This is a genomic window from Chryseobacterium phosphatilyticum (assembly GCF_002899825.2).
GTDB lineage: Bacteria > Bacteroidota > Bacteroidia > Flavobacteriales > Weeksellaceae > Chryseobacterium > Chryseobacterium phosphatilyticum.
Genome location: NZ_PPED02000001.1, coordinates 741,415 through 755,344 on the forward strand (window position 1 = coordinate 741,415; position 13,930 = coordinate 755,344).

Sequence of the window (13,930 nt, forward strand, 5' to 3'; positions counted from 1 at the left end):
TAAGGCTGGAAGTAGGAAGCTGGGAGATGGAAGATATTGCATTCCCCCAATTCAGACTTCTGCCTTTATTATTCAATATTTTTTTATTACAAGGTGAAAATGAAGTTTGGTAAACTAAAAGTACCTCCAGCTTCCAGCTTCTCTCTTCTAGTCAAAATTACTCTAATTTCTTATTCTCAACTTTCGTCGTCTTATCAATTTTGAACGCTCTGATCGGATCGTTGTAATAGATAAATTTTGCCGTATTTTGAATATGTCCTTTTAAAGAATCTTTGACATTAACTTCAGCATAGTTTCCGTTTTTAGAGTCAATATTCAGATTCGTAATTTTCCAGTAAGGAGCAATCAAACTGGCAGTATCTGAAATTTTTATAACTGCATTTTTTGTCAATCCTAAAAAATTGGCCCTACTTCTGTTCTGCATTTCTACTTCTGCTCTTCTGGTATTAACAGAACCCATGAAAGTTGCATAATTTTTCAAATTAAGTCTGAAATTATCTGTCTTGATCTCACTTGAAATATTCATTTCCACAGAATCCGAAACCGCTACTTTTTCAAGATTATATTTTGAATAAATGGTCACATTATAAAAGTCGACTCCTTTTGTTCCTCTTTTTTCTTTAATAGAAAGAGTTTTATCATTGACATCAACATCAAGATTTCCTGCCACATTCGGATAGGTTTCTATTTCCACAAAATTCTTTGGACCTCTGGCATAAAATACACGGAATTTTCCCTGTAGATCGAGATTAACAAATTCCGGAACATCCACATCTTTCTTTTCAATGTTTCCTTTTGGAGAAACTTTCCCACAAGAAACTATTGCCACCATCATTAATGTGCATACTATTTTCTTCATATTTACTTTTAAATATTTTGTTACCTTCATGATCATCAAACATGACCATTCGTATTGAAAGTTCTCAAAGTCATTTAACAGACTCTTTTCAGAAAACTCACAACATTATTATGTAACAAAAATAGGATTAAAATTTTTAAAAAACTTTGTCTTTTGACAATAAAATACCTGATAATCTACATTTTTTTGCTTTTCAGATACACGGTTATTTTTTTATTCTTTTTTGTTTTTCTTTTTTATAAAATCATGTTTTGGAATTTTTTTCATCCTATAACAACAAATAATCATGGGTTAGATAAGAAACCCTCAGTACAATAGTATCTTTATCTTCGTTGTAAAGCATCTTTAGGATATCTTTCTTTTCAGATGGTCTGTTTGAAAAAAACACCTCAGAAAAATTTTCTGAGGTGTTTTATCTTTATTGATATCGTTTATTGCTTACAGAGTTTCATCTGAAACAAAACAAATTGCTTTTTTAAAATAAATTTTGGGGCAAATTGTCTTCTATTATATTACTTCGTCAATATTATAGTTTTTGTGTTCACGGTTGGTTCTGATGATCATTTCTCCTAAAAATCCGGCCACAAAAAGTAATGTTCCCATAATCATCATTGTCAATGCAATAAAAAACCATGGATTATTGGTAATTAGATGCCCGTAAATTCCTTTGGATACATCAATCAGTTTTGAAATTCCCAACCAAAGTGCGGAAAGAAAACCGAAAATAAACATGAGGGTCCCTACCGCACCAAAAAAGTGCATTGGCCTTCCTCCAAAACGACTTACAAACCAAAGGGTTACCAAATCCAGAAAACCTCTGATAAATCTTTCCGTTCCGAATTTCGAAGTCCCATAAGGTCTTGCCTGGTGCTGTACTTCTTTTTCAGTAATTCTTCTAAACCCAGCATTAGCAGCCAATACCGGAATATAGCGGTGCATATCCCCGTAAACGTCAATAGATTTTACCACCTGCTTTTTGTACGCTTTCAGACCACAATTAAAATCATGAAGTTCAACTCCTGAAACTTTTCTGGCTGCTGCATTGAATAATTTTGACGGAACATTTTTCGTCATTACATTATCAAAACGTTTCTTCTTCCAACCGGAAACAATGTCATAATTATCTTCAGTCACCATTTTGTACAGCTCAGGAATTTCTTCAGGAAAATCCTGTAAGTCAGCATCCATGGTGATCACTACATCTCCGTTTGTTCTTTCAAAGGCCGCATGAAGCGCTTGTGATTTTCCGTAATTTCTGGAAAATTTAATAGCGTGGATCTGAGGATATTGTACTTTCATATTCTCAATAATACTCCACGACAAATCCGTACTTCCATCGTCAACAAACCAGATTTCATAGGATAAACTATTCGATTTGCAAACGTTATCGATTCTTGAAAAAAGCTCTTCCAGAGAGTCTTCTTCGTTCAGTAACGGAATAACTATAGATAAATTCATTTAATTTTTAATAAAAATTAGGCTTGATTTGTTTCTTCGGGTTGATGAATTGTTCTTGTTCTGAAAAATGCTCCGAAAAACACCGACAAAACTACGTAAAATATAAGAATTGCTGCAAAATATCCTGAAAAATGACTGGCAGTAAGCATATCCTTTCCTTTAACAGCCTCCGGAGTGAAGCTCTGTAGTCTTTCTTTATACTTCTGATCAAGCTCATCAATATCTTTCTGATGTTTCATAATCTTTCTTGCAGAAGTATATTCCGTATCCAATTCTGATTTTTGTCTTTGAACATATTGATAATTCAGCAATTTTTTGGCATCGGTATCTGCAAAGTTTAAAAAAGCATAAATACTGAAAATCGAAAGAATTCCTCCGATAAACATCGGAACAAATGCTCTTTTGAAAGCTTCTTTGAAACTTACCACTCTATGGGTATTCCAATAAGATTTTACAGACCAGAATGCAGCTCCCGCATATAAAACAGGAAGTAAAAAAGCATTGGCTTTCAGGGATATATCAAAATAATTGATTCCTGAGAAAAAAGTATACACTACAAAAAAAACGATCATTGTAGCGATAAAAAGTATAATTCCTAGTGTTGATGGACTTTTCGTCATGTTAAATTTTTTAGAAAAAAGTTGAAAAATTATTCCGCTATATGTCAGCTATTTAGCTCTATCACTGCATTTTTTCAACAAATTTTCTTTGATAATGTTTTGAAGTTTATAAATATTTCCTACCTTTGCAACGGCAAGTCCTAAACAACCAGCTCCTGAGAATCCTCCAGGGTGGGAACGCAGCAAAGGTAATCGGTCGTAGCGGTGTGATTTAGGTAGCTTGCCATTTTTTTTTGTCTTAAAGTAAGAAGAGAGGTAATTTGATAATTATCTTTTTTTGTTTTTAATACCTTACGCATCCTTTTCATTTTTTCTAATTTTCAGTGTACCTCTGTTGATTCTTGATTAAAATTCGAACGTCTCTCCTAATTTTGGTAAAACAAGTTCTACATTTTTGTCTGCAAAATGCTTTAATGCACTTTCATGATTGATTTCAATCGCCGGGAATGTATCAAAGTGACACCCGATTACTTTTGGAGTCTTCAATAATTCCGCTGCAGCAAAAGAAGCTTTTCTAGGACACATTGTGTAGTGGCTACCGATCGGAAGAATAGAAAGGTCTAAATTCCCGTATAATCTTGGAAATAATTCCATATCAGCCATTACTCCTGTATCTCCTGCCAAATAGATATTCTTTCCTTCAGGAAGTCTGAAGATATACCCTACAGGAACGCCTCCGTAGCTTCCATCCGGGAAAGAACTGGTGTGATGAGCCGGAACCATGGAAATTTTAAGATCGTTGATTTTTGCTGATCCCCCTAAGTTCACATCATCTGTATTTTTAGCTTGTTTAAAGTATCCACATACTTCCGGTACTCCAATCACGGTAGCTTCCGGATAATGCTGCAATACTTCCGGTACATCTGCAATATGATCTCCGTGAGCGTGGGTCAACAGGATATAGTCGATTTTTTGCGCGGTAATATCAAAACCTGATTCCGCTTTTTTGTAATTGTAGAAAGGGTCACTTAAAATTGTTTTGTCTTTGTAGGTAAACAGGAAACAATTTTGCCCTAAGAACTGTATTTTCATTTTAAATTTAATTTCAATTATTATTAAACACAAATGACTCAAATAATTTCACAAATAACACAATGAGGTTAGTGACATTCGTGAAAGCATTCGTGCCATTCGTGTTTTCTTTAAAAACGCAAAGCGTTGTTTATTTACTTTATCTATTTCGACGGGAATTTATCTTCGATAAGCCTCAAATTGATCCCATGTTCCAAATAAGCCTTACAACCGTCTAAAACCGTTGTAAAACCTCCTGTATTGTCATTAACCTGTCTCAGGAGCTCTTCACCTGTTTGAGCGAATCCATAGCTTTTAATAGTAACCAAAGTTCCTTTCTCCATCTTTTTGAATTCATAGTCTACGTTTACGGAAGGCTCTCCCCACTCTGTTTTGATCAGTTGGTTTGGAATGATCTGATGAACTTTTACAACATTTTTCACGCCATACATTTCCCATTCCCAGGTTATGGTTTTACCTTCTTCTAGTTTTCCGGTAGATTTTGTAAACCAGAAATTAGTGGTTACTTCGGGATTGATGAATGCTTCAAAAACATCTTCAATCGGTTTTCTGATAAGCATTTGTGCTTCAACATAGACATTGGAACTCATAATGATATTATTTTAGATTTAGTTGAATAAATTAAGTCCGGCTGCTGTAAGAATTGCCATTACAAAAGTCATAATCCCAACCTGTTTTAAATATTGATCCAATTCTTTTGGTTCTTTTACCGACATGATATTCCTTCTCAGTTTTGCCAACGGAAATAAGAGAATCATCACAATGAAAACATAATAGTTTTGCATCTGGATAAATCCATTGATCCCTAAAAAGATAAGAATCAATACTAAAGGAAGTTGTAACAGGATCATTTCATAGATCATTGCATTTTTGAATCCGATTCTCAATGCAAAACTGTTTTTTCCCGATAATTTATCACTTTCAATATCTCTCATATTGTTTAAATTCAATACAGCCATACTCATCATTCCGACCGCTGTTCCGGGTAACAACATATCCCAGCTGAATGCTTTGGTGAACAGGAAATAACTCCCACACACAGAAACAAGGCCGAAAAAGATAAACACAAAAATATCTCCCAATCCCATATATCCGTATGGTTTCTTCCCTACCGTATATCCAATAGCAGCTAAAATACATGCTACTCCCAATCCGATGAAGATATAAAATTCATTCATATATTCCGGAATAAAAGCAATATATAACAAAGCAATGGTTGCTATAAAAGATAACGCAGAAAAAAGAATGACTGCATTCTTCATTTGTTTTGCCGTAATTTTTCCTGATGCTACTGCTCTTGCTTCGGCTTCATTGATTCTTTTGGCATCAGTTCCTTTTACCCCATCACCATAATCGTTGGCATAGTTTGATAAAATCTGATATAAAAGCGTTACCAAAAGAGCCAGAGCAAAAATTCTCCAGTCCCAGATTCCGCCTTCTCTGTACAGCCTCCATTTGGCAATGAAAGCTCCCATGATAATTCCGCTTAAAGAAAGCGGTAAAGTTCTGAGCCTTGCGGCTTTTATCCAATCTGTCATAAGTTTATAAGTAATGAGCAATGGGTAATAGGTAATGAAGAATTACTTATTACTCATTATCAATGTTATGATATCCACTGATCTTCTCCGAAATTCGGTTTTCTTTTTTCAAGGAATGCATTTCTTCCTTCTTTAGCTTCTTCGGTCATATACGCAAGACGTGTTGCTTCTCCTGCAAATACCTGTTGTCCTACCATTCCGTCATCTGTAAGGTTCATCGCAAACTTCAACATTCTAATGGACATTGGAGATTTTCCTAAGATTTCCTGAGCCCACTCATAGGCAGTATCTTCTAATTCAGCATGCGGAACTACTTTATTGACCATTCCCATTTCGAAAGCTTCCTGAGCAGAATAGTTTCTTCCTAAAAAGAAGATTTCACGGGCTTTCTTCTGCCCTACCATTTTGGCAAGGTAAGCAGATCCATACCCTCCGTCAAAGCTTGTTACATCTGCATCTGTTTGCTTGAAGATCGCATGTTCTTCGCTTGCTAACGTCAGGTCACAAACTACGTGAAGTGAATGGCCACCACCTACTGCCCATCCCGGAACTACAGCAATTACCACTTTGGGCATAAAACGGATGAGACGCTGAACTTCAAGAATATTTAAACGGTGTCTTCCATCTTCTCCAACATATCCCTGTTCTCCTCTTGCTTTTTGATCTCCGCCACTGCAGAACGCCCAACCTCCGTCTTTAGAACTTGGCCCTTCTCCTGAAAGTAGAACGACGCCTATTGAAGGATCTTCAGAGGCATCATAAAAAGCATCATATAATTCTGAGGTAGTTTTGGGTCTGAAAGCATTGCGGACTTCCGGTCTGTTGAAGGCAATTCTTGCTACACCATTACATTTTTTATAGGTAATATCTTCGTATTCTTTGGCGGTTTTCCACTCAATCATCGTATAAAAATTTTTCTCAAAGATACGGAATTACAGAGAATTTTCAGGGTGAAATTTAGGGTTCCGGGATGATAAATGATAATTAACAAGAGATACATGATAAGTCTTTGCCGGCATTATTAAGGGAACGCTTCTTTTGAGGAAAGAAAACAAAAAAAACCGGAGCATCTCTGTTCCGGTTTCTATTATTTTAGTATTAAAAATTATTTTGCTGCAGCGCTTAATTCAGCTTCTTTAGCTTTCATTTCTTTTACTTTTTCATTGTTTTTAGTCACTACATAAATTTCTTTTAGGGTAGTAACTGCATCAATACTCTTTGGAGCCACCTTGTACCATCCTTCTGCGAATGGTAATGCCTTCGCAAATCTTTCTCTTCTGGCATCAATTAATTTAGAAGCTTCATCCGGCTTATCTTTTCTTAAAGCATTGATATCTGCTACTACTTTACCATCATCTCCAATAGTGGTATATACAAGGTTCTGGTATGCTTCAGCAAAATCTGGCTTAAGCTCAATAGCTTTCTTGAATGAATCTAAAGCATCATTAGTTGTAGCAGGAGTTTTAGACTGCATTACTCCAAGGTTATACCAGTTTGTTGCATCATTAGGATTCTTAGCCAACTGCTCTTTCAAACCTGAAATAAATTTATCTGTATTTCCTGACTGAAGGTAAGCTGTAGTCTGAGCTTCTTTAAGTTTAGCATTGTTAGGGAATTTAACTAACCCTTTTTCAATGATAACAAGAGCTTCATTTGGTTTTTTAGCATTAAGAAGCAATGAACTTAAAGTTTCGTATAATTCATGTTCTATACTTGGAGTCTGTTCTGTTTTGAAATCAGAATATTCTGAATTCTTTTTCATAAGATCCCAGGTAGCCTTATCTAAATTCACTACTTGTCCTGATTTTTTTTCCTTTGCAGTATAGGTAGTCTCTACTCCTGTAAATCCGGAATTCACCAAATCAGTATATATCTTGATAGATGCATCACTGTTGTTTGCTAATGCATGGCTAAGCCCTGCATAATACATATACATTTTATTATCCTGGCCATTTGCTTTTAACAAGTCGTAGATTTCTACAAACTTAGGGGCAGCAGCAGCATAATTCTTTGCATTATATGCATCCATAGCAGCTTTATTAGCAGCCTGAAGCTGAGCATTCACATCACCTTTTTGTCCGAAAACAAACGCTGAAGCTACGATAGCCATTCCTAAAATTAGTTTCTTCATAATAACTATTTTATATTTAATTGTACAATTTATTCTTCAGAATCAGAGTTTCCGTTTTCTTCTGCCGGAGTTTCATTATCTTCCAGAGTATCAAACAGAGATCCTACCCCTTCTTCAATTCCTCCTTCTACGATTTCTGCCCCTTCTTCAATCTCATCAGCATCTTCTTCTACATCCTTATCCATTTCTACTTTTGCAATGGCTGCAATTTCGTCATTATTCTTAAGATTGATCAATCGGACACCCTGAGTATTTCTTCCCATTACTCTCATTTCATCCATTCCCATTCTGATAGCAACCCCGGATTTATTGATAATCATCAATCCATCTTCATCAGTTACGTTTTGAATAGCAATCAGATTTCCTGTTTTTTCGGTAATGTTCAGGGTAATAACTCCTTTTCCTCCTCTGTTTGTAATTCTGTAGTCTTCTACTGCAGTTCTTTTTCCGTATCCTTTTTCAGATACTACAAGCACTGTTTCGTTCTCTACGTCATTCACAACAATCATACCAATAGCTTCATCACCATCTTCAAGCAAGATCCCTCTTACCCCGATAGATCCTCTACCTACTTCTCTTACTTTTTCTTCAGGGAAGCGGATACACTTACCGTTCTTGGTAGCAATCATAATCTGAGATGATCCGTTGGTAAGGTAAGCTCCCAGCAACTGGTCATTATCTCTGATCTCAATCGCATTTACCCCATTTACTCTTGGTCTTGAGTACGCTTCCAAAGATGTTTTCTTAATAGTACCATTTTTCGTTACCATTACAACACTCATTTGGTTTACATATTCAGCATCTTTAAGATTATTTGTTCTGATATATGCTTTAATCTTATCATCCGGTTCAATGTTGATAAGATTTTGTACTGCTCTTCCTTTTGCTGTTTTTGAACCTTCAGGAATTTCAAATACTCTTAACCAGTAACATCTTCCTTTTTCTGTGAAGAATAGCATATATTGGTGGTTGGTCGCAGAAACAATATATTCCAGGAAGTCTGAATCCCTTGTTGTTGCTGCTTTATTTCCTACCCCCCCTCTACTTTGAATTTTATATTCTGAAAGTGAAGTTCTTTTTACATATCCGGCATGTGAAATGGTAAGAACTACAGATTCGTTTGGAATAATATCTTCAATGGACATTTCTCCTCCTGAGTAATCAATTTCTGTTCTTCTTTCATCACCGTATTTTTCTTTGATCTCAATCAATTCCTCTTTGATAATCTGGAATCTTCTAGGCTCATTAGCTAAGATATCTTCTAAATTACCAATCTCCTTCATGATTGCATCGTACTCGTCACGGATCTTATCAAGTTCCATTCCGGTTAAACGAGCCAATCTTAAATCAAGAATTGCCTGAGCCTGAATTTCTGATAATTCAAATGCTTCAATCAAGCCTTCTTTTGCAGCCTGAGGGTTTGCACTGTGACGGATAATAGAAATTGCTCTATCCAGAGAATCCTGAGTTCCGATCACTTTCATGAATCCTTCCAAGATATGAGCTCTTTCTTTCGCTTTTTTAAGCTCAAACTGAGTTCTTCTTACAATTACTTCATGTCTGTGCTCTACAAAATGATGAATAATATCTTTCAGATTCAACTGTTCAGGTCTTCCATGTACCAATGCAATATTGTTTACACTAAAAGAAGTCTGAAGAGCGGTATACTTATACAGTAGATTTAAAACAACGTTAGGAATGGCATCGTTTTTCAATTCATAAACAACACGAAGTCCTTTTCTGTCTGACTCATCTCTAATCTCATGAATTCCCGGAATTTTGTCATCTTTAACAAGCTCTGCAGTTCTGGCAATCATATCTGCCTTATTAACCTGATAAGGAACTTCAGTAACGATAATTGCGTTTCTGTTTCCAATTTCTTCAAAGTTAACCTTAGCTCTTAAAACAACTCTCCCTCTTCCTGTATGGAAAGCATCTCTTACCCCGTCATATCCGTAGATAATACCTCCTGTAGGGAAATCCGGAGCAATAATATGCTGCATAAGCTCATCGATGGTAATTTCTTTATTATCGATATATGCACAAATTGCATCCACAGATTCGGACAAGTTATGAGGAGCCATATTGGTAGCCATCCCCACTGCAATCCCTGAGGTTCCGTTAACTAAAAGATTAGGAATTTTTGTAGGCATTACCGTTGGTTCCTGCAAACTATCGTCGAAGTTATTCTGAAAGTCGACAGTTTCTTTGTCAAGGTCAGAAAGAACCTCATCAGAGATCTTTTTTAATCTTGCCTCGGTGTAACGCATTGCTGCCGGCGGATCTCCATCCATGGAACCGAAGTTACCCTGCCCGTCTACCTGAGGATAACGCAAGCTCCAGTCCTGGGCCATTCTCACCATTGCATCATATACAGAGGAATCTCCATGCGGGTGGTATTTACCCAAAACATCCCCAACAATTCTCGCAGATTTTAAATATTTTCTATTAGAAAAAACCCCTAATCCATACATACCGTAAAGCACTCTTCTATGAACGGGTTTCAAGCCATCTCTTACATCAGGTAGCGCTCTTGAAACGATAACCGACATCGAATAATCGATATAAGATGACTTCATTTCATCAACAATGTTGATAGGAATCAGTCTTTCTCCTTCTTTTTGCATAAACAAATTTTATTATAATGATAATCAAGCCTTTAGCTGGAAGCCTGAAAATTATTTATTTCGAATTTTTATTAACGGGCTAATTTACGAAAAAAATGCCGATTTTTGCTCTAGAATTTATCCACAAAATCTTAAAAATTCTTAAAATATGAGCGTATTAAGTATAACTTTCCACTGCACGAAAGATAATCTCGAAGAATGGGAAAATTATATTGATGAAACCCTGGTTTTAATGACAGAAAATTTAATGGACGTCAGCAAATATATCATTTCTGAAGTTCATAGTGATTATATTGAAGACGGTAAGAATTACAACCTGTTGCTGATTTTTGATAATGATGAGTTAAGAACTCAGTTCATCGAAAGTGAGCTGAAAAATATAGCGGAACATGTCGAGAATAAATTTGGGCAGGAAGTCATGATTTTCAACACATTTTTGAATCCGAAAAAATCGAGATTTTAAATCACAATAAAAGCAAAAGCACTGAAATTTTCAGTGCTTTTTATTTTTTGTTATTTATCTGTGAAATCCATTGTGATGACCTCCTCTAAAATGATGAAATCCTCCATGATGTCCTCCACCATAGACATATACTCGTTCGGTGTATCTTGGACCATAGCCATAATACCCAGGTCCGTAATATCCATATCCCGGTGATCTTACTCCATAATAGGTACTTGCTGTACAAGCTGACAGCATGAATATTATAATCATGACCATTACAGCCTTAAACATAGTTTTCATTGTATTGTCACTTTTTGTTCTGGAATAAAAGAATCAATGTTAACGCCAAAAACACCCTGATATTCAGACCTTACACATAATGTTTTTTAATTTTTAGTGAGAAATTAAAAAACTATCACTTCCCTATTAATATCCATTTCTTTTTTTAACTTGTCCCGGAGCATAATCTTTTGCGCTTCCCCCATAGATTTTTTTGGCCTGTCCTGGTGGAAGTTTGTTTCCATTTCCATTATACCCCCTATTGTCATATGCAACACATGACGTTAACATCAATGTTACAATAAGAACTCCTGTAATTTTAATGAGACTTTTCATTATTTCCACTTTTTCAATCTTAATTGTGAAATATATCAATGTTAATGCCAAAATTTTTTAAGAAGGGGAATTGATAAAGACAAGACAATAAATGATCACGTTCTTTGTATTTTTAACTAAACAATCTCGCTTCTTTTTTCAAACATAACAACGTCTTTCCATTCTCCGTTAAGTTTTCCCAGTTTTTTACGAACTCCCACTATTCTAAAGCCGTTTTTCTGGTGAAATTTAACAGAGGCCTCATTTTCTGAAAAGATATTGGTCTGCAATGTCCAGAATCCGTGGTCTTCACTATCTAAAATCATCTTTTTAAGCAATACTGAACCCAATCCCTTACCCTGGTACTCATTATCGAAGTAAATGCTCACTTCTGCAACTCCCTTGAAACATTCTCTTTTGCTTACGGGTTTTAAAGCACACCATCCCACTACTTTATTAGTTTCATTTTCCAGTACCCAACGGCAATCATTAAAATATTCCATATCCCAGGCCTCTGCAGTTGGAATTTCGGTTTCAAAAGTTGCCATTCCACTATCTATACCTTGTTTGTATATTTCCAGCACACGGGTCTCATCGCTGGGAAGCATTTGTCTTAATTCGTAATTCATTGCGTTTAGTGATATTTTCTTTTATTTTTTCTCTTGATTCTTGAATAATGAGTCTGTTTACTTTTTTCATCCTGAGAAACCACACTGATATTGCCGTCCACTTCCAGAACAGATAGTTTTACATTCTCTATATTTTCAATGCCATGTTCCCGTATTGACTCTTCCAGTTCGTCCTGAGTAATTTTTACACGATTTAAAGCTGCCTGATCAGCGACACCATCTCTTATCAATATGACGGGTTCGTCTTCCATGAAATTTTCAAAGGATCGGCTGGAAAACATTAATCTTTTTAAGATAAAATTTGCCACAAAAAGGACCAATGCAGCAACAATACCTCCCTGCAAGGAGGTATCCGGTCCCACCATTGCATTCTGAACTGCATTGGAAATCAACAGTAACAAAACCACATCTCCTGCATTAAGCTGGGAAAGCTGATTTTTACCAAATAAACGAATAGCAATTACCATGAAAAGGTAAACACACAGGGAACGGACAGCAACGTTGAGAATAGGATCCACTTTTTTTTATCTATTCAAATGTATTGATTTTTTGTTATTCATAAAAAAGTATTTAAAGAGATAATTACACAATAAAATTTTAGGGATCACTTTAGTTTTTTAATGTATAGGTTTGGTATAGCTTTTGAAACTTGAGAGTAAACAAATATGAAAATTATAATGAAAAATTTTTTTTTATACCTGAGTATTTTCTTTGCCTTTATTTCCTGCAACAAAAAGGGAGAATCAACTTCATCACCGGTTGACAGTACAGCCGTTAAAACAAAAATCAGTGCTCTTTATGATCAATATGGTAAATCTAATGAAATGGTATACAATCAACCTATTTCCAGCGATTTGTTTTCACCGGATCTGAAAAAAAATATTGAGAAGGCTATACAAATTTCAAAAGAAGATATTGAAAAAGTTAAAAAAAGTGCCCATCCTGATGAAAAGCCGTTAATCTTTGAAGGAGCCATTTTTTCCAGTTTATACGAAGGCTTTACAGACTATAAAATTCAATCTATGGATATTCATGATACAACAGCAGATGTTATTGTTCAGTTTGAATACAATATGGCTACTCCAAAAGTAGTGTGGACAGATAAAGTACATTTGATCAATTCTGATGGACAATGGAAAATTGATAATATTGATTTTGATACGATAGGGAATTCCAAAAATCTTACAACAAGATTAAACGATTTTATTCACAATACCCCATAATAAAAAAACCGCCTGTAAAGCGGTTTTTATCTTTTTACGGACACTGCACGATTGGAATTTCGCTGCAAAAAACTTTATTTGCCCACTCACAATAGGTACAATATTTTTTGGGTTCTCCACCGTACACTGATTTCAAATCTGACTTAGTCAGTTTTTTCAAATTTTTCATATAGTTTTAATTTTATGGTATTGCAAAAATATACTGAATTTAATTCTTATATATTACAAATTACCACTGAAAATTTACATAATCATCACGTATAACATAAAATTAAAACAGATTTAAAATATGTAAATCATACAATGTAAGTGAGATATGATTTTTCAATCATTTTCCTATATTATTTATTATTAATTTCAACAGTTACGGGCATCACATAGGTAAAGGCAACCATATTTTCACTTAACTTTTTGCGATCTACTCTATAATCCAATTCACTTAAAACGGTTTCAATTTCTTTGCTTACACTTTTGCAATCTCCGGTAGAATGCACATTGACGATTTTTCCGTTATCTGCGATATCAAATTTTACTACCGAATTCACTGTTCCCTGTTTATAATCTGTATTGGTAAGGTCAAAATTTTCTACCAGTTTATTTCTTATATCAGTGAAGGTTTCATTTTTATTCAGTTGAATTTCTTCTATTGTATTATGATCAGTAGTCTGAGCCTTTACTATATTGGATACTGTTACCAACCCACAAACAAAAAGGGAAGCCATTACTATTTGAAGTCTATTTTTCATAACTATTTGGTTTTAAATATTATACTAA

Annotated in this window: 17 protein-coding genes and 1 other RNA gene; 3 read left to right on the forward strand and 15 right to left on the reverse strand. The window is 35.1% G+C overall.

Annotated elements, in window-relative coordinates:
• Positions 1 to 157: 157 nt before the first annotated feature.
• From C1631_RS03325 to C1631_RS03335, 3 genes are all read right to left on the reverse strand, one after another.
• Positions 158 to 859 carry a GIN domain-containing protein gene (locus C1631_RS03325; RefSeq protein WP_109711437.1) on the reverse strand — a complete coding sequence of 234 codons (702 nt, stop codon included), beginning with the start codon at positions 857 to 859 and terminating at the stop codon, positions 158 to 160.
• A gap of 507 nt (positions 860 to 1,366) precedes the next feature.
• A complete protein-coding gene (locus C1631_RS03330) occupies positions 1,367 to 2,317 on the reverse strand; it encodes a glycosyltransferase family 2 protein (protein ID WP_103248966.1) in 951 nt (316 codons plus the stop codon).
• Positions 2,318 to 2,334: 17 nt separating this feature from the next.
• Entirely contained in the window at positions 2,335 to 2,937 is a 603-nt protein-coding gene (locus C1631_RS03335; RefSeq protein ID WP_103248967.1) for a DUF4199 domain-containing protein, read from the reverse strand.
• 131 nt (positions 2,938 to 3,068) lie between these two features.
• Here C1631_RS03335 and ffs point away from each other — a divergent pair.
• Positions 3,069 to 3,166, forward strand: an RNA gene (gene ffs, locus C1631_RS03340) — signal recognition particle sRNA small type.
• Between the two features lie 116 nt (positions 3,167 to 3,282).
• Here ffs and C1631_RS03345 read toward each other — a convergent pair.
• The 6 genes from C1631_RS03345 to gyrA all read right to left on the reverse strand — a co-directional run bounded on the left by C1631_RS03345 (position 3,283) and on the right by gyrA (position 10,265).
• Positions 3,283 to 3,969: a metal-dependent hydrolase gene (locus C1631_RS03345; RefSeq protein WP_109710463.1), complete on the reverse strand. Its 687-nt coding sequence runs from the start codon at positions 3,967 to 3,969 to the stop codon at positions 3,283 to 3,285.
• Positions 3,970 to 4,112: 143 nt separating this feature from the next.
• Complete coding sequence (locus C1631_RS03350; RefSeq protein WP_103248968.1) at positions 4,113 to 4,559, reverse strand: SRPBCC family protein; 447 nt, start codon at positions 4,557 to 4,559, stop codon at positions 4,113 to 4,115.
• An 18-nt stretch (positions 4,560 to 4,577) separates the two neighbouring features.
• Positions 4,578 to 5,507: a 1,4-dihydroxy-2-naphthoate octaprenyltransferase gene (gene menA / locus C1631_RS03355; RefSeq protein WP_109710465.1), complete on the reverse strand. Its 930-nt coding sequence runs from the start codon at positions 5,505 to 5,507 to the stop codon at positions 4,578 to 4,580.
• Positions 5,508 to 5,572: 65 nt separating this feature from the next.
• Positions 5,573 to 6,409 (reverse strand): 1,4-dihydroxy-2-naphthoyl-CoA synthase, encoded by an 837-nt coding sequence (locus tag C1631_RS03360; RefSeq protein ID WP_068943472.1) that lies wholly within the window; start codon positions 6,407 to 6,409, stop codon positions 5,573 to 5,575.
• Positions 6,410 to 6,612: 203 nt separating this feature from the next.
• On the reverse strand, positions 6,613 to 7,638 hold the full coding sequence (locus tag C1631_RS03365) for a tetratricopeptide repeat protein (RefSeq protein ID WP_109710467.1): 1,026 nt from the start codon (positions 7,636 to 7,638) through the stop codon (positions 6,613 to 6,615).
• A 29-nt stretch (positions 7,639 to 7,667) separates the two neighbouring features.
• Complete coding sequence (gene gyrA, locus C1631_RS03370; protein ID WP_109710468.1) at positions 7,668 to 10,265, reverse strand: DNA gyrase subunit A; 2,598 nt, start codon at positions 10,263 to 10,265, stop codon at positions 7,668 to 7,670.
• A 148-nt stretch (positions 10,266 to 10,413) separates the two neighbouring features.
• Here gyrA and C1631_RS03375 point away from each other — a divergent pair, with 148 nt between their 5' ends.
• Complete coding sequence (locus C1631_RS03375) at positions 10,414 to 10,728, forward strand: DUF4286 family protein (protein ID WP_109710470.1); 315 nt, start codon at positions 10,414 to 10,416, stop codon at positions 10,726 to 10,728.
• A gap of 54 nt (positions 10,729 to 10,782) precedes the next feature.
• On the opposite strand, the gene C1631_RS03380 is transcribed toward C1631_RS03375, so the two are convergent.
• The 4 genes from C1631_RS03380 to C1631_RS03395 form a co-directional block, all read right to left on the reverse strand.
• Positions 10,783 to 11,010, reverse strand: a complete 228-nt coding sequence (locus tag C1631_RS03380; protein WP_103249913.1) for a lipoprotein — start codon at positions 11,008 to 11,010, stop codon at positions 10,783 to 10,785.
• A gap of 126 nt (positions 11,011 to 11,136) precedes the next feature.
• The gene (locus tag C1631_RS03385; RefSeq protein WP_103249914.1) at positions 11,137 to 11,325 is read right to left on the reverse strand and encodes a quinol oxidase subunit 4; all 189 of its coding nucleotides are present in this window, start codon (positions 11,323 to 11,325) and stop codon (positions 11,137 to 11,139) included.
• A 116-nt stretch (positions 11,326 to 11,441) separates the two neighbouring features.
• Positions 11,442 to 11,933, reverse strand: coding sequence for a GNAT family N-acetyltransferase (locus C1631_RS03390; protein WP_109710472.1), 492 nt, complete (start codon positions 11,931 to 11,933; stop codon positions 11,442 to 11,444).
• Positions 11,934 to 11,938: 5 nt separating this feature from the next.
• Positions 11,939 to 12,451 (reverse strand): DUF421 domain-containing protein, encoded by a 513-nt coding sequence (locus C1631_RS03395; protein ID WP_109710474.1) that lies wholly within the window; start codon positions 12,449 to 12,451, stop codon positions 11,939 to 11,941.
• Positions 12,452 to 12,610: 159 nt separating this feature from the next.
• Between C1631_RS03395 and C1631_RS03400 the strand changes: the two genes are divergently transcribed.
• Positions 12,611 to 13,156: a nuclear transport factor 2 family protein gene (locus tag C1631_RS03400; RefSeq protein WP_165828229.1), complete on the forward strand. Its 546-nt coding sequence runs from the start codon at positions 12,611 to 12,613 to the stop codon at positions 13,154 to 13,156.
• Positions 13,157 to 13,190: 34 nt separating this feature from the next.
• On the opposite strand, the gene C1631_RS25085 is transcribed toward C1631_RS03400, so the two are convergent.
• Positions 13,191 to 13,325 (reverse strand): bacteriocin-like protein, encoded by a 135-nt coding sequence (locus tag C1631_RS25085; protein WP_103250017.1) that lies wholly within the window; start codon positions 13,323 to 13,325, stop codon positions 13,191 to 13,193.
• Positions 13,326 to 13,497: 172 nt separating this feature from the next.
• Positions 13,498 to 13,902: a hypothetical protein gene (locus C1631_RS03410; protein WP_109710476.1), complete on the reverse strand. Its 405-nt coding sequence runs from the start codon at positions 13,900 to 13,902 to the stop codon at positions 13,498 to 13,500.
• Between the last annotated feature and the right edge of the window lie 28 nt (positions 13,903 to 13,930).

Bases quoted from the DNA above. Each gene is read 5' to 3' on its own strand.
- C1631_RS03380 (WP_103249913.1), bottom strand. From the start codon at position 11,010: ATGAAAACTATGTTTAAGGCTGTAATGGTCATGATTATAATATTCATG.
- gyrA (WP_109710468.1), bottom strand. From the start codon at position 10,265: ATGCAAAAAGAAGGAGAAAGACTGATTCCTATCAACATTGTTGATGAA.
- C1631_RS03335 (WP_103248967.1), bottom strand. From the start codon at position 2,937: ATGACGAAAAGTCCATCAACACTAGGAATTATACTTTTTATCGCTACA.
- C1631_RS03390 (WP_109710472.1), bottom strand. From the start codon at position 11,933: ATGAATTACGAATTAAGACAAATGCTTCCCAGCGATGAGACCCGTGTG.
- C1631_RS03410 (WP_109710476.1), bottom strand. From the start codon at position 13,902: ATGAAAAATAGACTTCAAATAGTAATGGCTTCCCTTTTTGTTTGTGGG.
- C1631_RS03350 (WP_103248968.1), bottom strand. From the start codon at position 4,559: ATGAGTTCCAATGTCTATGTTGAAGCACAAATGCTTATCAGAAAACCG.
- C1631_RS03385 (WP_103249914.1), bottom strand. From the start codon at position 11,325: ATGAAAAGTCTCATTAAAATTACAGGAGTTCTTATTGTAACATTGATG.
- C1631_RS03330 (WP_103248966.1), bottom strand. From the start codon at position 2,317: ATGAATTTATCTATAGTTATTCCGTTACTGAACGAAGAAGACTCTCTG.
- C1631_RS03345 (WP_109710463.1), bottom strand. From the start codon at position 3,969: ATGAAAATACAGTTCTTAGGGCAAAATTGTTTCCTGTTTACCTACAAA.
- menA (WP_109710465.1), bottom strand. From the start codon at position 5,507: ATGACAGATTGGATAAAAGCCGCAAGGCTCAGAACTTTACCGCTTTCT.
- C1631_RS03365 (WP_109710467.1), bottom strand. From the start codon at position 7,638: ATGAAGAAACTAATTTTAGGAATGGCTATCGTAGCTTCAGCGTTTGTT.
- C1631_RS03400 (WP_165828229.1), top strand. From the start codon at position 12,611: ATGAAAAATTTTTTTTTATACCTGAGTATTTTCTTTGCCTTTATTTCC.
- C1631_RS03325 (WP_109711437.1), bottom strand. From the start codon at position 859: ATGAAGAAAATAGTATGCACATTAATGATGGTGGCAATAGTTTCTTGT.
- C1631_RS03360 (WP_068943472.1), bottom strand. From the start codon at position 6,409: ATGATTGAGTGGAAAACCGCCAAAGAATACGAAGATATTACCTATAAA.
- C1631_RS25085 (WP_103250017.1), bottom strand. From the start codon at position 13,325: ATGAAAAATTTGAAAAAACTGACTAAGTCAGATTTGAAATCAGTGTAC.
- C1631_RS03375 (WP_109710470.1), top strand. From the start codon at position 10,414: ATGAGCGTATTAAGTATAACTTTCCACTGCACGAAAGATAATCTCGAA.